Annotated in this window: 14 protein-coding genes; 8 read left to right on the top strand and 6 right to left on the bottom strand. The window is 73.9% G+C overall.

Going from position 1 to position 16,525, the window contains the following annotated elements:
• Positions 1-21: 21 nt before the first annotated feature.
• Together ACH4SL_RS00125 and ACH4SL_RS00120 are read right to left on the bottom strand one after the other, a co-directional pair.
• Positions 22-372, bottom strand: a complete 351-nt coding sequence (locus tag ACH4SL_RS00125; RefSeq protein WP_398440987.1) for a hypothetical protein — start codon at positions 370-372, stop codon at positions 22-24.
• Between the two features lie 135 nt (positions 373-507).
• On the bottom strand, positions 508-1,374 hold the full coding sequence (locus ACH4SL_RS00120; protein ID WP_398440986.1) for a haloalkane dehalogenase: 867 nt from the start codon (positions 1,372-1,374) through the stop codon (positions 508-510).
• Between the two features lie 106 nt (positions 1,375-1,480).
• On the opposite strand from ACH4SL_RS00120, the gene ACH4SL_RS00115 reads away from it, so the two are divergent.
• Positions 1,481-1,945: a MarR family winged helix-turn-helix transcriptional regulator gene (locus tag ACH4SL_RS00115; RefSeq protein WP_398440985.1), complete on the top strand. Its 465-nt coding sequence runs from the start codon at positions 1,481-1,483 to the stop codon at positions 1,943-1,945.
• Positions 1,946-1,987: 42 nt separating this feature from the next.
• On the opposite strand, the gene ACH4SL_RS00110 is transcribed toward ACH4SL_RS00115, so the two are convergent.
• Positions 1,988-3,184, bottom strand: coding sequence for a methyltransferase domain-containing protein (locus ACH4SL_RS00110; protein ID WP_398440984.1), 1,197 nt, complete (start codon positions 3,182-3,184; stop codon positions 1,988-1,990).
• Positions 3,185-3,548: 364 nt separating this feature from the next.
• Between ACH4SL_RS00110 and ACH4SL_RS00105 the strand changes: the two genes are divergently transcribed.
• Together ACH4SL_RS00105 and ACH4SL_RS00100 are read left to right on the top strand one after the other, a co-directional pair.
• Positions 3,549-4,292 (top strand): hypothetical protein, encoded by a 744-nt coding sequence (locus ACH4SL_RS00105; protein ID WP_398440983.1) that lies wholly within the window; start codon positions 3,549-3,551, stop codon positions 4,290-4,292.
• Between the two features lie 231 nt (positions 4,293-4,523).
• Positions 4,524-8,138: a choice-of-anchor D domain-containing protein gene (locus tag ACH4SL_RS00100; RefSeq protein ID WP_398440982.1), complete on the top strand. Its 3,615-nt coding sequence runs from the start codon at positions 4,524-4,526 to the stop codon at positions 8,136-8,138.
• Between the two features lie 132 nt (positions 8,139-8,270).
• On the opposite strand, the gene ACH4SL_RS00095 is transcribed toward ACH4SL_RS00100, so the two are convergent.
• Positions 8,271-8,948 (bottom strand): TetR/AcrR family transcriptional regulator, encoded by a 678-nt coding sequence (locus ACH4SL_RS00095; RefSeq protein WP_398440981.1) that lies wholly within the window; start codon positions 8,946-8,948, stop codon positions 8,271-8,273.
• A 118-nt stretch (positions 8,949-9,066) separates the two neighbouring features.
• On the opposite strand from ACH4SL_RS00095, the gene ACH4SL_RS00090 reads away from it, so the two are divergent.
• From ACH4SL_RS00090 to ACH4SL_RS00075, 4 genes are all read left to right on the top strand, one after another.
• Positions 9,067-10,572 (top strand): MFS transporter, encoded by a 1,506-nt coding sequence (locus ACH4SL_RS00090; RefSeq protein WP_398440980.1) that lies wholly within the window; start codon positions 9,067-9,069, stop codon positions 10,570-10,572.
• Between the two features lie 497 nt (positions 10,573-11,069).
• Positions 11,070-11,705, top strand: a complete 636-nt coding sequence (locus ACH4SL_RS00085) for a GNAT family N-acetyltransferase (RefSeq protein WP_398440979.1) — start codon at positions 11,070-11,072, stop codon at positions 11,703-11,705.
• Between the two features lie 143 nt (positions 11,706-11,848).
• Complete coding sequence (locus tag ACH4SL_RS00080; RefSeq protein WP_398440978.1) at positions 11,849-12,517, top strand: TetR/AcrR family transcriptional regulator; 669 nt, start codon at positions 11,849-11,851, stop codon at positions 12,515-12,517.
• A gap of 183 nt (positions 12,518-12,700) precedes the next feature.
• Positions 12,701-14,224, top strand: a complete 1,524-nt coding sequence (locus ACH4SL_RS00075) for an MFS transporter (RefSeq protein ID WP_398440977.1) — start codon at positions 12,701-12,703, stop codon at positions 14,222-14,224.
• 91 nt (positions 14,225-14,315) lie between these two features.
• Here ACH4SL_RS00075 and ACH4SL_RS00070 read toward each other — a convergent pair whose 3' ends face one another.
• Positions 14,316-14,765 (bottom strand): DoxX family protein, encoded by a 450-nt coding sequence (locus ACH4SL_RS00070; RefSeq protein WP_398440976.1) that lies wholly within the window; start codon positions 14,763-14,765, stop codon positions 14,316-14,318.
• Positions 14,766-14,995: 230 nt separating this feature from the next.
• On the opposite strand from ACH4SL_RS00070, the gene ACH4SL_RS00065 reads away from it, so the two are divergent.
• A complete protein-coding gene (locus ACH4SL_RS00065) occupies positions 14,996-15,466 on the top strand; it encodes a helix-turn-helix domain-containing protein (protein ID WP_398440975.1) in 471 nt (156 codons plus the stop codon).
• A gap of 63 nt (positions 15,467-15,529) precedes the next feature.
• Here ACH4SL_RS00065 and ACH4SL_RS00060 read toward each other — a convergent pair whose 3' ends face one another.
• Positions 15,530-16,492, bottom strand: a complete 963-nt coding sequence (locus ACH4SL_RS00060) for a class I SAM-dependent methyltransferase (RefSeq protein WP_398440974.1) — start codon at positions 16,490-16,492, stop codon at positions 15,530-15,532.
• Between the last annotated feature and the right edge of the window lie 33 nt (positions 16,493-16,525).

Here is a 16,525-nt window from a genome sequence, read left to right as displayed (position 1 = left end):
CCCCGCGACCCGGTACCGGCTTCAGCTGAAGACGACCGAGCGGAGCTTGAGCCGGTCGCTCGCGCGGCCGCCAGGACGGAGGCTGTAGTAGTCGCCGTCGCAGTCGGGGCCGGTGAACATCGTGACCGTGCTGCCGGTGAAGTTCTCCGGGGCGAAGGCCGGTTCGGTGGTGGCGGGGTCGGCCACCTCGGGCAGCGTCAGGCAGACGCGGCTGTCGGGGTCGAGCAGCACGCCCACGGCACGGTTGCCGGAGTCGTCGTACGTGTAGCGGAATTCGCCCTGGGCGGCGTGCGCCGCGGACGTCGGCAGCGCGAGGGCCACGGCGAGGGAGGCGGCAGCGGCGGCGACCGCCCGGCGCATACGAATCGACATTCGACACCTTCTGTGGTGAAGCGGTGGATATCAGCGCACACACCATAGAAGCTCCACCGGGTGGCGAAACGTTCCCTTCGGGCGCCGCGCGGCGGACGCGCCTCGGCGTCCGCCCCACCCGCCGCACGCGCGGCCTCAGCCCAGCCCCTCCTTCGCCGCCCACGCGGTGACCGCCGACGCGATCTCGGACGGGCGGTCCTCCGCCGCGTGGTGGCCCGCCTCGCCGGACGGGATCGTGGTCAGGGCGGCGATGTTGGCCGCGCACCAGGCCGCCGTCCGCTCGGTGACCGCGAGGGTCGGGGAGCCGGTGAAGGTCAGCAGGAGCTTGGGGACGTCGTGGGAGGAGGCGAGCCAGGGGCCGTACGCGGCGATGCGGGCGACGGTGTCGGCGGGCTCGCCGTCGATGGGCATCTGCCGGGCCCAGGCCAGCAGGGGGCGCCGGTCGGCCTCGGTCGGGTAGGGGGCGAGGAAGAGGTCGAGCTCGGGCTCGGTGAGGGGGGTCAGGACGCCGCGGGTGAGCGCGGAGCGGACGAGCTGGTTGTCGCCCGCGACCATGGCCTCGCCGACGCCGGGGGTACGCAGCGTGCGGGTGCGCTCGACGGCCTGCGGGGTGAGGTCCGCGCTCGTGAGGGGGCGCGGGAAGGTCTCGAAGAAGGCGATGCCCGCGACGCGTTCGGGGTGCCGCGCGGCCCGGTCGAAGGCCAGGACGCCGCCCCAGTCGTGCCCGACGAGCACGACCTTCTCCAGGCCGAGCGCGTCGAACCAGGCGTCGAGGTAGCGGGCATGGTCGGCGAGGGCGTACGGGATGTCGGGCTTGCCGGAGCCGCCCATGCCGATGAGGTCGGGCGCGAGCACGCGGTGCCCGGCGAGGCCGGGGGCGACCTTGCGCCAGCTGTGCGAATTGCCGGGGTTGCCGTGCAGCAGGACGTACGGGGTGCCGGGGGCGGTGGGCTCGAACTCCGCGTAGTGCATGGTCGAGTCGAGGACGGTGACAGTGGGCATGCGGCGCCTTCCCGGGGTCGGGACCAAACGTTAGTCCGACGAACGTTTATGACGCGAACGAACGTACATCGTTAGTCCGACTAACGCAACGGCGTACACTTCCCCCATGACCGCAGCCGCCTCCTCCGACCGCCGCACGCCCGCCCGGCTGCGCACGCTGCCCAGCAGGCTGCTCGGGCTCGCCGGGATGTGGAGCGACCGGCGCGTCACCGACGGCCTCGCGGCGATCGGCGCGCGCAAGTGGCACTACGCGGTGCTCGCCGCCCTCCAGGAGTACGGCCCCGCGAGCCAGGCGGAGTTGAGCGACCGCTCCGGCATCCACCGCTCCGACATGGTCGCGGCGATCAACGAACTCGCCGCCGAGGAGTACGTCGCCCGCACCCCCGACCCGTCCGACCGCCGCCGCAACGTCATCACGATCACCCCCCGCGGCCGCCGCCGCCTCGACCGCATCGACGCGCTCCTCACCGACCTCCAGGACGTCGTCCTCGCCCCGCTGAGCGCGACCGAACGCGCGGAGCTCACGCGGATGCTGGGCCTGCTGGTCGCGCACCACGGCGACGCGATGTGAGCCCACCCGCAGGCCGTCTACGACTGGAAGTACGACGGCCCGTCAGGTCTCGGCCCCCGTGCAGGCGGTCGGGGATGCGTGGGCTGCCGGCTGACGGTGTGGAGGCGCGGTCGTCGCGGGCCAGCGCGGGCCGGTGACCGGGTCGTTGGCCCACACGACCTGGCCGCGTGCGGTCACGGTCATCCCGAAGTCGTAGACGGTGGGGGAGCCGGCCCGCTCCCAGGTGTCCCAGGCGTTCTCGACCTCGTCGGCCAGGCGGCGGGGTCCGGCTTGGTAGGCGATCGTGCGTCCTGTGCCGGCCGCCGAGAGTGCCGCCCACGAGGAGAGGCCGTCGTGGAGCCAGGCGTTGACGCCGTCCTGGTCGGTGCCGGTAGTGATCCGTACCTGCGGCAGGGCAACCCGTAGCGCGAACAGCAGGTGCTGGCTGTCACGCAGCGGCGACAGCTCCCGGGTGACCACCCGCTCGTCCTGGGCAGGGGCTCCGCCGCGGACCTGGGCGAAGGTCCGGTCCGGGGTGCCGGTGCCGCGGGCGGGCATGAACTGGGCCAGGCCCTGGAACCACCCCTGGGCGTACTGCCCGTTGTCGGCGACTGTCAGCGCGACGTGGCCCAGCCGCCCCCAGGGGGCGACGATCCGCCCGCCGGGCCGGGTCCCGGCCACCCACGCCCACGGCACGCTGTCCACGGCGTAGGTCGCGATCACCCGGTCGTACGGCCCGCCGTCCGGCCACCCGTCGGCACCGTCCGCGACGTGGACATCCACCGCGGTACCGGCGGCACGCAGGCGGGACCGCGCCTGTTCGGCGAGGCCGGCGTCCACCTCGATGGTGACCACACGGCTGCTCCCGGCGCGCCAGGCCAGCAGCGCGGCGTTCCATCCGGTGCCGGTGCCGAGTTCCAGCACGCGCTGACCGGGCTCCAGGAGCAGCGAGTCCAGCATGTCCACCACCACCGCCGTGCACGACAGGCTCGACGTCGCCAGGCCGCCGCGCACCTGGGTGACCGCGGCCGCGAACGGATCGCCGTAGACCTCGCCGGCCCACCCGCGTGGCTCGGTGGCCCGGTCGACGGGCACGTAGGCGTGCCCGTCCCAGCGCCAGACCCGGTCCGGAGCGAAATCCTCGCGCGGTAGCGCGTTCACGGCGGCACCGAGCCACGGCGAGCGCGCGGGCCAAAGCCTCCGCTGCTCCATGGTCTCGTGCTGGAGGACGCGCTGCTCGGCGATGACGGCAGGGGTCACTTCTTGTGCTTGCCCTCTGGCTCCGGTGCCGGCGGGACCTGCCCGTCGGCGTTGCCCGGCGGCGGCCGGCCCTCTTCCAGCGGTGGCTCGTCCTTCGCGTGCTCGCCGTCCATGCAGATCCTCCAGAGGTCTGGCAACGGCTCCAGAATGACCGGTCGCCCACCGGGGCGGAAGGCCGTTGCTCGTCTCGTGTGGCGTGTCGGACGGCGCGAAGGAGCGCGTGGGGCGTGCGGCGCGGGCGCCCGGGCTCGTGCCGCTCCCTCCGGCAGGCCCGGGCAGGACGACGGGATGTGACCTGGGCGGAAGCGGAATCGCGGCGTACGGTCGTGGCGAGGGCACCGCGGGAGGTGGGGAGGGAGCGGGTGTGATAACGGAACCGGAGCTGATAGGTGGGGGGGACGACGGGCCGGGGGAGGTCATCGGGGGTGGGGAGGACGCGCCGGCCTCGGGGGTAGGGCGGCGGGTGTGGGTGTGGGGGGTGTGCGGGGCGCTCGTGGCCTCCGCGGTGTGGGGGGTGGGGGTGCGGGTGTGGCAGGCGCGGCATGACGGGCGGCCGGATCTGCACGGGTACGCGCTGGGGGACAGCCCGTGCACGAGCGGGACGATGAAGCCGCTGCTCACGGCGCTGGGGGCGACGGAGACCGCGGTCGTCACGCCGACGGACGCGCATCTGGGGAAGGCGGTCGACACCGCGCGCTGCACGATGGAGCTGTACGCGCCGGACGGCTCGGGGGGCGTGGACCTCTTCCAGCTCGCGGTCACCGTCGACCTGCACAAACGCACCGACCCGCGGGGGGAGTTCGAGGACCTGGCGGGCGTCGACCCGCAGACCCTCGCGCCCGCGGACGAGGTGCACCGGGTCCCCGGGCTCGGTGACGAGGCGGTCGCGCAGGCAACGGGCCGCAGCGAGGAGCTGCAAGTCCTGCACGGGGGCGCGGTGTTCACCCTCACGCTCACCGGGTACGCGGCCGGGGCCGTCTCCGAGGACACCCGCGGCGCGCTGCACGGCGGGCCGCGGACGGCCGCCTCGGACGTCGGGCGGTTCGAGCCGGCGCTCGTCGGGGCGATGCGCAATGTCATGAAAGGGCAGCAGACGTCCGGGCATTGACCCGGTGACCCGGTGACCGGTTGCGGCGGAATCCTCCCCTCCGCCGGGCTCCCGCGCGCCCTCCCGCACCCGCACCGCACTCAACGCAGAATCTTGCGCAAGAAAGTTACTTTCTATCAATGCTGAGCACGGATATTGCGGTGCGGTATCCGTGAGATTACGGTGCCCCTTGCGTCGACGCTCCATCCCCCACCGGTGCAGATCGGGATCTGTGCCCGAAAGGAGCACCTGATGTTCCGCATGTCCCCCCTCCCCCCACGCCGCAGAAGGCAGGGCCCGCCGGGCGGCGGCAGCGCGGGCGCCCCGCGGCTGCGCCGGGCGGTCGCGATCGCCGGCAGTACCGCGCTGCTGACCAGCGGCGGGCTGCTCGCCCTCAGCAGCTCGCCCGCGTACGCCGCCGGTGCCACCGGCGGCAGCGGTGCGAGCCTGCCCTACGTCGAGGTCCAGGCGGAGAGCTCCGCCACCAACGGCACGGTGATCGGCCCCAGTTGGGCCGCGGGCCAGCTCGCGGACGAGGCCTCGTACCGCAAGGCCGTGACGCTCTCGGGCAGCGGCAAGTACGTCACCTTCACCACGCCGGTGGCGACCAACTCGATCGACTTCCGCTACAGCATCCCGGACACCTCGGGCGGCTCCGTCTACACCGCGCCGCTGTCGTTCGCGATCAACGGTGCCGCGCAGCCGGACTTCACGCTCACCAACGCCTACAGCTGGTACTACGGCAGCTACCCCTTCACCAACTCGCCGGGCAGCAACCCGCACCACTTCTACGACGAGGTCCACCGGCTGCTGCCGCAGACGTACCAGGCGGGCACCACCTTCACCCTCCAGGTGCCCTCCGGCGGCACCGCGACGACGATCGACTTCGCGGACTTCGAGCAGGTCGGCGGGGCGCTCGCGCAGCCGTCCGGCTCGGTGTCGGTGACGAGCAAGGGCGCCGACGCGACGGGCGCCGCCGACTCCACCGCGGCCTTCAACGCGGCCATCGCGGCGGCCGGTTCGGGCGGCACGGTGTGGATTCCGCCGGGCACGTTCAAGATCCCCGGGCACATCATCGTCAACAACGTGACGGTCGCCGGTGCGGGCATGTGGTACTCCACCGTGACGGGCGCCGCGCCCGGCTTCTACGGTGGCTACCAGCCGAACCCGAGCGCGAACGTCCACCTCAAGGACTTCGCGATCTTCGGCGACGTCCAGGAGCGCAACGACGGCGACCAGGTCAACGGCATCGGCGGCGCCCTCAGCAACTCCACCGTCGACCGGGTGTGGATCGACCACATGAAGGTCGGCGCCTGGATGGACGGGCCGATGGACAAGCTGACCTTCAGCGCCATGCGGATCCGGGACACCACCGCGGACGGCATCAACTTCCACGGCGGCGTGACCAATTCGACGATCACCAACAGCGAGATCCGCAACACCGGTGACGACGGCATCGCCACGTGGGCGGACTCCGCGCTCGGCGCCGACGCCAACGACACGATCTCGAACAACACGGTCGAGACGCAGATCCTCGCCAACGGCATCGCGATCTACGGCGGCCACGACAACACGGTGAGCGGCAACCTGGTGCAGGACACCGGCCTGGCGCAGGGCGGCGGCATCCACGTCGGCCAGCGCTTCACCTCCACGCCGGTCGGCACCACCAACATCACCAACAACACGATCATCCGGGCCGGCAGCCTCGACCCGAACTGGCAGTTCGGCGTGGGCGCGCTGTGGTTCGACGGCTCGCAGGGCGCCATCACCGGACCGATCAACGTCAGCAACGCGCTGATCCAGCAGAGCCCGTACGAGGCCGTGCAGTGGGTCGAGGGGACCGTCTCCGGCGTGAACCTCAGCAACGTCACCATCGCCGGCACCGGCACCTTCGCGCTCCAGGAGCAGACCGGCGGCGCCGCGAAGTTCACCAACGTCACCGCCACCGGCGTGGGCGCGTCCAGCCCCGTCTACTCCTGCGAGGGCGGCAACTTCGCCGTCACCGACGGCGGCGGCAACTCCGGTATCTCCGGTACGCCGTTCTGCGGCGGCTTCCCGACCCCGAACTTCCCGCCCTACCCGGTGACAGGGGTGACAGCGTCCCCGGGCGCCCTCAACTTCGGTTCCGTGGCGACGGGTTCGACCTCGGCCGCACAGACCGTGACCGTCTCCAACCCGACCGGCTCGGCCGCGTCCGTCAGCGCGCTGGCCGCCTCCGGCGACTTCGCGCAGACCAACACGTGCGGCAACTCCGTTCCGGCGAACGGCTCCTGCACGGTCAGCGTCACCTTCAAGCCGACCGCGGCGGGGGCGCGCAGCGGAACGCTCACCGTCACCGCGGGCGGCAACACCAGCACCGTCACGCTGTCGGGCACCGGCACCGCGCCCGGCCCGGTGCTGAACACCAACCCGGGGAGCCTGTCCTTCCCGGCCACGGTGGTCGGCTCCACGGCGGCCTCGCAGACGGTGACGGTCACCAACTCCGGTACGACCGCGGCCACCATCTCCTCGGTGGCGGCGACCGGTGACTTCACCCAGTCCAACACCTGCTCCTCGCTCGCGGTGGGCGCGTCCTGCACCGTGACAGTTGCCTTCAAGCCCACCACGGGCGGCACCCGCAACGGCACGCTCACGCTCACCGGCAACGCCAACAACAGCCCCACCACGGTGGCGTTGAGCGGCGCGGGCATCGACAGCAACACCGACATCGCGGCCGGCCGCCCGGCCACCGCCAGCTCCGTCAACGGCACCTTCGCGGCGGGCAACGTCACCGACGCGGACGCCTCCACCTACTGGGAGAGCGCGAACGGCGCCTTCCCGCAGTGGGTGCAGGTCGACCTCGGCCAGGCCACCAGCGTCGGCAAGGTCACGCTGAAGCTGCCGCCGTCCACGGCGTGGGCGACCCGCAGCGAGACGCTGTCCGTGCAGGGCTCCACCGACGGTTCGAGCTTCAGCACGCTGTCGGCCTCCGCGGCGCGCACCTTCGACCCGAGCGCGAACAACAACACGGTGGACATCACCTTCCCGGCGGCCACCGCGCGCTACGTCCGCATCAACGTCACCGCCAACTCCGGTTGGAACGCTGCCCAGTTGTCGGCGCTCCAGGTCTTCCCGAGCGGCGGCGGCACCAGCCCGACGTCGGCGACGCTCGCGGCGAACCCGTCCTCCCTCACCTTCGCCACGCAGACGCCCGGCACGACCAGTGCCGCGCAGAACGTGACGCTGACCAACACCGGTTCCGCTGCGGCCGCCATCTCCTCGGTCGCGGTCTCCGGTGACTTCTCGCAGACCAACACCTGCGGGTCGTCGCTCGCGGCGAACGCCAGCTGCACGGTCGCGGTGAAGTTCGCCCCGACCGCGTCCGGCGCCCGCTCCGGCACCCTCACGGTCACCAGCAACGCCGGCAACAGCCCCACCACCGTGGCCCTTTCCGGCACGGGTACGGGCGCGGCGAACACCAACCTGGCGGCCGGCCGCACCACGAGCGAGTCCAGCCACACCGACGTCTACCCGTCGTCCAACCTCACGGACGGCAACCAGGCCAGCTACTGGGAGAGCGCCAACAACGCCTTCCCGCAGTGGGCCCAGGTCGACCTCGGCTCGGCGGCGAGCGTCAGCAAGGTCGTGCTCCAGCTGCCCGCGGGCTGGGGTTCGCGCAACGAGACGCTGTCGGTGACCGGCAGCACGAACGGCTCGACCTTCAGCACCCTCAAGGCGTCCGCGTCCTACGCGTTCACGCCGGGTGCGAACAACACGGTCACGATCACCTTCCCGGCCGCGACCGCGCGCTACGTGCGGGTGACGGTCACCGCCAACGACGGCTGGCCCGCGGCCCAGCTGTCCGAGCTGCAGGTCTGGAACGCCTGACCGTCCAGCCTGCGTGACGCACGGTGCCGCCGGGTGCATGGGACCCGGCGGCACCGTGCGTTGTCGTTACGGGGGCCCGCGGGGCGCGGGGCGGTGTCCTTGTCACGGGGCCTGCGCGGCGCGTTGTCGCCGTTACGGGGCCTGCCCGGCGCGGTGCGCGCGGACGACGAGACCCGCGGTCTCCGCCGCGATGCGCGCGTACTCCGCCTCCGGCAGCGGCAGGGTGCCGTGCAGCGAGGCGACCCGGCCCTCGGTGGCCAGCAGCAGCACGAACTGCCGGGCGGCGGTGGCGGGTTCGGGCACGTCGAGAGTGCCGTCGCGATCCCGGTCGGCGAGGTACGCGGTGAGGTCGTCGAGGGTGCGGCGGGGGGCGTTGGCCCGCCACAGCTCCTGGAGCCGGGGATGCCGGGCGAGTTCGGCGATCGTCATACGGTGCAGGGCCGCCGCCTCGGGCGCGAGCACCGCCCGCAGGATGCGCAGGCCCGCCGCCGTCAGGTCCGCGAGCGGGTCGCCCGTCGCGGGCAGCGGGCTGCGCCACGCGTCCGGGGTGTCGCCGAGCAGGCCGCCCGCCGCCTCGGCCGCCGCGAGGAAGAGCGCCTCCTTGTCGCCGAAGTGCCCGTAGACGGTCTGCTTCCCGACGCCCGCGGTCGCCGCGATCACGTCCACGCTCGCCCCGGCGAAGCCCTCGCGCAGGAAGACGGTGAGCGCGGCCCGCAGGATCGCCTCGCGCTTCGCCTCGCTGCGGCGGCGCGGCCTGCCGCCGGCGGGGGGCGGGGAGTCGGAGACGGAGTCGGGTGCGGATGCGGGCATGGGCGTCATCGTACCCCGCTTGCGAGACGGAACTGTTCCGTCTAGTTTAGCGAGTGTTGACGAGACTGGACCGTTCAGTCTCGTCAGCTCGGAGGGAATCGTCCGCAGGAGGGGACCCATGCACCGCGAAGCCGCACCCGTGCCCGCACCCGCGTCAACGTCAGCGTCCGCGTCCGATGCGCTCGGCGGGCGGGCGTCACCGCAGGTCGGAGCCGTCCGGGGGCGGGGCCTCGCGGTCGCCGTCGTCATGCTGGCCGTCGCCCTGGACCTGGTCGACACCTCCGCCGTCAACGTCACGCTGCCGTCGCTCCAGGCGGGCTTCGGGCTCGGCAGCGCCGGAATGCAGTGGGTCGTGACCGGCTACACGCTGCCCTTCGCGGTGCTTCTCATCGCCGGCGGGCGGCTCGGCGACCTCCTGGGCTACCGGCGGGCCTTCCTCACCGGCACCGCCCTCTTCCTCTGCGCCTCGCTGGCCTGCTCCTTCGCCCCGCACCCCGGCGTGCTCATCGGCGCCCGGGCCGTACAGGGCGCGGCGGCGGCGCTGATGGTGCCGCAGGCCACCTCGCTGCTCCAGCTCATGTACGCACCCGGCGAACGCGCCCGCGTCATGGGCCTGTTCGGCGCCCTCGCCGGACTCGCGGCGGCGTTCGGCCCGCTCGTCGGAGGCGCCCTGCTGCGGCTCGACCTGCCCGGCGCGGACTGGCGGCCCGTCTTCCTGATCAACGTCCCCGTCGCGCTCGCCGCCCTCGGCGCGGGAGCGGTGCTGCTGCCGCGCGGCGGCTCCCCCGCCCCCGTACGGCACGACCCGCGCGGCACCGTACTCGCCGTCACGGGCATCGGGCTGCTCGTCCTGCCCCTGGTCCAGGGGCCCGAGCTGCACTGGCCCGCGTGGTGCGTGCTGTCGCTCGCCGCCTCCGTACCCGTCCTGGCCCTGCTCGTCGCCGACCAGCGCGGGCGCGGGCGGCGCGCACCGGGGACGACCCTCGTCGACCCCGCGCTCTTCCGGCACCGCTCCTTCCGCTCCGGGCTGCTGCTCAGCCTGCTCGTGGAGGCGGTGATGGGCGGCGTGATGATGTGCCTGACGCTCACCCTCCAGGACGGCCTCGGCCTGCGCCCGCTCGCGGCCGCCCTCACCACGCTGCCGCTGGTCGCGGGCATGGTGGTGGGCGTGGCGGCCCTCGCGGAACCGCTCGTCCCGCGGCTCGGACGGCACGTCGTGACCGCGGGCTGCGTGCCGCTCGCCGCCGGGACGGCCGCGCTGGCGTGGGTGCTGCGCCGCTACGGCGAGGCCACGCACGCCTGGCAGCTCGCACCGCCGCTGCTGGCGACGGGCGTGGGCCTCGGCATGATCATGGGCCCGCTCTTCGCGATCACCCTCCAGCACGTGGCCCCGGCGCAGGCAGGCTCGGCGTCGGGGGTGCTGGAGTCCGTCGAGCAGCTCGGCGGCGTCCTCGGCGTCGTCTCGATCGGCTCCGTCTTCCTCCATCGCGCCTCCCCCCACGGCTACGTCCCCGCCTTCACCTGGGCCGCGGCAGCCGCCCTCGCCGTCCTCGCCCTCGCGGCGACGGCGATCCCCGCGCTCCCGCGGCGCTTCCGCAGCGAGGAGGAACTGGGCCTGGAGTAGGCCCCGCGGTCCGCACCGCGCAGGAGGGGACGGCCCGGCCCGCGGCACTTGAGCCCGCCCGGAACCCGCGGCACGCGCCGCCCGTACGCGTACGTCCGTCCCGCGGCCCCGCGCCCGCCCGGGACCCGCGGCGCACAACAGCCCGCACGCGTACGTCCATCCCGCGGCCCGCCGACCACGCCCCCCGAGCAGCCCCACCGCGTACCCCGTACGTCCAGCCCCCGCGGCACGCACACCCCGCACGCGTGCGTCCGAGCCCCGCGGCCCCGCTGACCGCGCCCCCGAGCAGCCGGCACCGCGTACCCCGTACGCCCAGCCCCGCGACGGCACGCACACCCCGCACCCGTACGCCCAGCCCCCGCGGCGTCACGCCACACCCCGCCCCCGCCCCCGCCCCCGTAGCCCCGCCGCGCGGGCGCACCGGGCGGCGGGGCGGCCGCCGGGCCCGGCTCGTATCGCCGCGGCCCCCCGGCGGCAGCCGGATACGCTGCAGCCCCATGGGACGCACACTGCGCGACATCCTGGACGGCGCCGCCCGCGGGGAATTCCCGGCGGCGGACGGCGGGACGACGGTCGTGGCGCCGCACGGCGAGCGGGACACCGGGGTCATCGCCTTCACCGCGCACGCGGTGGTCTTCACCGGCGAGGACCCTGCGTGGGTGCGCGCGCAGCTCGCCGCGGTCGACAGCGACCCGCTGGCGGCCGCCCTGCACCCGCGCTTCCTGACCGCGCTGCTCGACCGCACCGGCCGCCGTACTGACACGATCGACCTGCTCACCGTCGCGTCGCCGCTGCCCGGCCCGCCCCCGCTCCCGCTCGTCGAGATCGACGACCCGGCGCACCCGCGGGTGGCCCGCGCCCTGGAGCACCGCGACGGCGTACGCGTGTGGGGGGCGGACGGCGGCGGCGTTCTCGTCCTCGGCCGCGGTGTCGCGGACCGCTGGGAGGTCGCGGTCGAGGTCGACCCCGCCGCGCGCGGCCGCGGCCTCGGCGCCGCGCTCGCGACCGCCGCGCGCCATCTGGCCCCCGGCCCCGTGTGGGCCCAGCAGGCCCCGGGCAACGCCCGCGCCGTCCGCACCTTCCAGGCCGCGGGCTTCCGCCCGGTCGGCGCGGAGTCCCTGCACATCCGCTGAACCACAGCACATGAGCACGTGACGCAGGTCACTTTCCGGCCGGGAAATATCCGGGGACTCCCTCCCCGTTACATGCACGTGAATGAAAATCCGGGGAGCACTTCCCCGGTTCGCCGAGACGGACGCGGAAAGAGGTGACCGGCGTGACCACCGTGGCAGACGCGATCGAGACCGCGGGTCGTCCCGCAGGTCGTCCCGCGCGTACCGAGGACGCGACCGGGGGGAGCAGGCCGCACCGGCCGCGGGCCGACGCGGTGCGCAACCGGGAGCGGATCGTGGCCGCCGCGCGGGACGCCTTCGTCGAGTACGGGCCCGAGGCGCCGCTCGACGAGATCGCCCGGCGCGCGGGCATCGGCAACGCGACCCTCTACCGGCACTTCGCCGACCGCAACGCGCTCGCGCACGCGGTCCTGCTGAGCGTCGTGACGCGCACCGCGGACAGCGCGGCGGCGGAGGCGGGGACCGCCGCCGGCGGCGGTGACGCGCTCGCGGCGCTCGGACGCTTCGCGCACGAGGCCGTCGACGCGAACGTCGGCGCGCTGTGCGGCCTGCTGGTCGGCTGCGCCGAATCCCGCAGCCCCGAACTGACCGCGCAGAAGGCGCGGTTCGAGGCGGCCGTCGACGAGCTGATGGCACGGGCCAGGAGCGTCGGCGCGCTGCGCGCGGACGTCACCCGTACCGACCTGATGGTCGTCCTCTCCCGCCTCACCCGCCCGCTGCCCGGCATCGACTGCCCGGGCGACGACGTCCACCGCCATCTCCAGCTCTTCCTGGACGGCCTCACGCCCCAGCACCTCACGACCCCGCAGTAATCCCGACCTCCCGCGGGCGCAACGGAGCGCCCGGCCACCGGCCGACCCCCGACGCGAAGGCCCGACGCCGAGCGCCCGGCCCCTCCTTGCCTTTTTCACCTGCGGCCCGCCGACGAAGCACACGAGTCACGAGCACACGAGCCCCGCAGGACCACCGCACCACGTACCGAAGTGGATACCCTCATGCCCGGAACAGCCGTCCAGCCCGATCCGCGGCGCTGGAAAGCGCTCGTCTTCATCTCCCTCGCCCAGCTCATGGTCGTGCTCGACTCGACCATCGTGAACATCGCGCTGCCGAGCGCCCAGCACGACCTCGGCATATCCGACGCCAACAAGCAGTGGGTCATCACCGCGTACGCGCTCGCCTTCGGCGGGCTGCTGCTCTTCGGCGGGCGCATCGCCGACCTGTGGGGGCGCAAGCGCGCCTTCGTCACCGGCCTGACCGGCTTCGCGCTGGCCTCCGCGCTCGGCGGCGCCGCGACCAACGAGGCGATGCTGCTCAGCTCGCGCGCCGCGCAGGGCGTCTTCGGCGCGCTGCTCGCACCCGCCGCGCTGTCGCTGCTCGCGACGACCTTCACCGACGCCAAGGAGCGCGCCAAGGCCTTCGGCATCTTCGGCGCCATCGCCGGCGGCGGCGGCGCGGTCGGCCTGCTGCTCGGCGGTGTGCTGACCGAATACCTCGACTGGCGCTGGACGTTCTTCGTCAACGTCCCCTTCGCGGTGATCGCCGCGCTCGGCGCCAACTTCGTGATCCGCGAGCCGGCCGGCGGCCGCAACCGCTCGCCGCTGGACATCCCCGGCGTGCTGCTGTCCAGCCTCGGCCTGATCTCCCTGGTCTACGGCTTCACCCGCGCGGAGACCGCGGGCTGGGCCGCCGCCTCCACGATCGCGCTGCTGGTCGGCGCGGTGGTGCTGCTCGCGTCCTTCGTCGCCGTCGAATCCCGGGTGCGCTTCCCGCTGCTGCCGCTGCGCGTCGTCGGCAACCGCAACCGCGGCGGCGTCTACGCCTCGCTCGCGCTGGCCATCATCGGGATGTTCGGCGTCTTCCTCTTCCTCACCTACTACCTCCAGGTCGTCCAGGGCTACTCGGCCGTCCGCACCGGCTTCGCCTTCCTGCCGATGGTCACCGCCTTCGTGGTCGGCTCCACGCAGATCGGCGCCCGGCTGGTCAACCGGCTGCCCGCCCGCGCCCTGATGGCCCCCGGCTTCGCCACCGCCGCGGTCGCGATGCTGTTCCTGACCCGGCTCGGCGTCGGCTCCTCCTACCCGGGCGTGATCCTGCCGGGCCTGGTGCTGCTGGGCCTGGGCATGGGTACGGCCTTCATGCCGGCGATGTCGCTGGCCACCTCGGGCGTCGAGCCGCGTGACGCGGGTGTGGCGTCGGCGATGGTCAACACCTCGCAGCAGGTCGGCGGCGCGATCGGCACCGCGCTGCTGAACACGATCGCCGCCTCCGCGACCACCACCTACCTCGCCGCCCACCACGCGGCGACCCCGGCGGCCGCGAAGCTCACGCAGTCCCACGCCCTGGTCCACGGCTACACCCACGCCATCTGGTGGGCCTTCGCGATCGAGGCCGCCGCGGCCCTGATCGCCCTGACCGTCGTCCGCGCCCCCCGCCCCTCCGCCATCCGCATCGCCTCCAGCTCGGACACCCCCTCCGACAAGACGGCGGAGGCCGACCAGCTCCCGATGGTCGTGCACTGACCCGAAGCGTCGTGCACTGACCCGAAGCACGGAACCGCCCCCGCGATCGATGCCGGTCGCGGGGGCGGTTGCGTGTCGGGGACGGGGGAGGTCAGGCGGCTTCCGGGTCGGGGGTGGGGGTGGGGGACCTGCGGGGGAGGCGGGCGCGGGCGAGTTGCCAGGCGCCGGGGCCGGTCACGGCGATCAGCAGGAGGCTCCAGCAGAACATCGCGGCCGCCTCGCCGCCGTTCTCGATCGGCCAGAGCGCGCGCTTCTGGTGCACGGTGAAGTAGGCGTAGGCCATGGCGCCGGAGCCGAGGACGGCGGCGACGCGGGTGGTCCGGTCGCCGGAGCCGGCGCAGACGAGAACGCCGCAGACGAGCTGGATGAGTCCGGCCCACCAGGAGGGCCAGGCGCCGGCCTGCGGGCGGCCGCCGTCCGGGCCGCCGAACATGCCGAGCACGGTCGACGCGCCGTGGCAGGCGAAGAGCAGCCCGACGACGATGCGGTAGAGCGATAAGACGTAGGGGCGTGCGGTGTCGATCCGCCTGTCGAGATCCAAGGTGTGCTCCTTAGGTGTGGGGGGAGCAAGCGGTGCCGGTCCGGCGCAGGGCGCCGCCCCGGCGCCAGGAGGTACGGCCCCCACGCCGAAGTCGTTCACCACAAAACGAAATCCCTCCCACCCGCCCCGCCGACCCCTCTGTTTTCGGCCATCACGCGCGCCCGGCGGGCGGGCCACTCTTTCGGGGGATTCGGTGGACGGGGTGTGCGTAGTGGTGCGAAGCTCGGCGCATGACTGAGCCATTGGCTGCGCCACCCGAGGGTCTGCTGATCAAGCAGGCCCAGATGGAGATGAACATCTCGCAGCGGGAGGCCGCGCGGCGGGCCCGGATGAGCGAGGCGCGCTGGCGGCAGCTCGTGTCGGGCTACCAGCTGGTGCAGCGCACGCATGTCGCGGTGCGCAGCCCCGACAAGACGCTGGCGCGTATGGCGCGGGCGGTCGGGGTCACCGCCGAGCAGCTCGCCGGCGCGGGGCGGGAGGACGCGGCGCAGGCGCTGCGCGGCGTCGAGCAGGAGGAGGCGGCGGAGGCCGCCGCCGAGCTCGCCGCGGCGGAGGCACTGGGGGACACCGGGCCAAGCCGGGTCGACGAGCGCTGGAATCTGGTCGAGGCGGTCCTGCGGCAGGCCCGTTCCGGCCTCACGAAGGGCGAGTACGCGGTCCTCGCCGACCGTGTGACCTCGTACATGGCGCCGCGGAGCTGACCTACGGCCGCGCGCCGGGGCCGGTACGGGCGAGCACCCGTACCGGCGGCGGAAAATCGCGGCTCAGCTCGGGCGGCGGCCCACGTGGACGGTGATGCCCATCAGGAGATACGCGTCCGGGCGGTGCAGGATGCTCTCGGGCGCGTCGGGGTCGGTCAGGACGGCGAGGGTCTCGCGGTCGGCCGGCGAGAGCAGCTCACCGCCGACCTTCTCGCGGATACGGGTGAGGAACGCGAGCAGGTAGTCCCGCCCGGCGGGGGTGAGCGGCGCCGGCAGGTCCAGCAGGCAGGTGAAGCTCGTGACGCCGGTGAGCCCGGCCGTCCGCAGCATGCCGGGCCAGTCCTCGACGACGGACTTGCTGCCGGGCAGCTCGGCCCGCATCGCGTCGAACCACTCCTCCCCCACGGCGTCCAGCCGCGCGGTGAGGCCCGGGGTGCCGCGGCCGATGTCGCGCGGCAGGAACCGCACCGGCAGCCCGCCCTCGGCGACGGCGAGCAGGCCGCCGGGGCGCAGCACGGCCGCGAGCGCGTCGAGCGCGCCCTGCTGGTCGCCGAGGTGGTGCACGGCCTTGCTGCTCCACACCAGGTCGGCGGGGCCGAGGTCGGCGGGCAGGCCGCCGTTCAGCTCGGCGGCCCGCACGCCGATCCGCCCCTGGAGACCCAGGGCGGCGGCGCGGGTGAGGGCGCGGTCGAGCAGCGGCTGCGAGCCGTCGACGGCGACGGCCTCGGCGGCGCCGAGCTCCTCCGCGAAGACGCAGGTCATGACGCCCGGACCGCTCCCGACGTCGAGCACCCGGCGCACCTCGTGGGCGGGGGCTTCGCCGTCGCCGTCGAGCAGTGCGTGCAGCCGGGCGGCGACGTCCCGCAGGACCGGCAGCTGCAGCTCACCGGCGGCGATCAGATGGTCGGACATCTCCTCCCAGTCGATCTCGGTGTCGTGGCCGTGTCCGTGTCCGTGGGCGTGGCCCTGGCCGCTGGGGGAGTGGGCGTGTCCGGCGCCGTGGCCGGGGTCCGTGTGAGGGCTCATGCCGGGCAGCGTGCACCCGTGACGTACCGGACG

Origin of the sequence: Streptomyces sp. NPDC021020 (assembly GCF_044333285.1) — a bacterium.
Lineage (GTDB): Bacteria > Actinomycetota > Actinomycetes > Streptomycetales > Streptomycetaceae > Actinacidiphila.
This window is presented reverse-complemented; position numbering and strand designations above follow the sequence as displayed.

What these genes read in the sequence shown, in the direction of transcription:
- ACH4SL_RS00125 (WP_398440987.1), bottom strand. Translation starts at nt 372, where the DNA reads ATGTCGATTCGTATGCGCCGGGCGGTCGCCGCCGCTGCCGCCTCCCTC.
- ACH4SL_RS00115 (WP_398440985.1), top strand. Translation starts at nt 1,481, where the DNA reads ATGACCGCAGCCGCCTCCTCCGACCGCCGCACGCCCGCCCGGCTGCGC.
- ACH4SL_RS00085 (WP_398440979.1), top strand. Translation starts at nt 11,070, where the DNA reads ATGGGACGCACACTGCGCGACATCCTGGACGGCGCCGCCCGCGGGGAA.
- ACH4SL_RS00120 (WP_398440986.1), bottom strand. Translation starts at nt 1,374, where the DNA reads ATGCCCACTGTCACCGTCCTCGACTCGACCATGCACTACGCGGAGTTC.
- ACH4SL_RS00090 (WP_398440980.1), top strand. Translation starts at nt 9,067, where the DNA reads ATGCACCGCGAAGCCGCACCCGTGCCCGCACCCGCGTCAACGTCAGCG.
- ACH4SL_RS00075 (WP_398440977.1), top strand. Translation starts at nt 12,701, where the DNA reads ATGCCCGGAACAGCCGTCCAGCCCGATCCGCGGCGCTGGAAAGCGCTC.
- ACH4SL_RS00065 (WP_398440975.1), top strand. Translation starts at nt 14,996, where the DNA reads ATGACTGAGCCATTGGCTGCGCCACCCGAGGGTCTGCTGATCAAGCAG.
- ACH4SL_RS00100 (WP_398440982.1), top strand. Translation starts at nt 4,524, where the DNA reads ATGTTCCGCATGTCCCCCCTCCCCCCACGCCGCAGAAGGCAGGGCCCG.
- ACH4SL_RS00095 (WP_398440981.1), bottom strand. Translation starts at nt 8,948, where the DNA reads ATGCCCGCATCCGCACCCGACTCCGTCTCCGACTCCCCGCCCCCCGCC.
- ACH4SL_RS00060 (WP_398440974.1), bottom strand. Translation starts at nt 16,492, where the DNA reads ATGAGCCCTCACACGGACCCCGGCCACGGCGCCGGACACGCCCACTCC.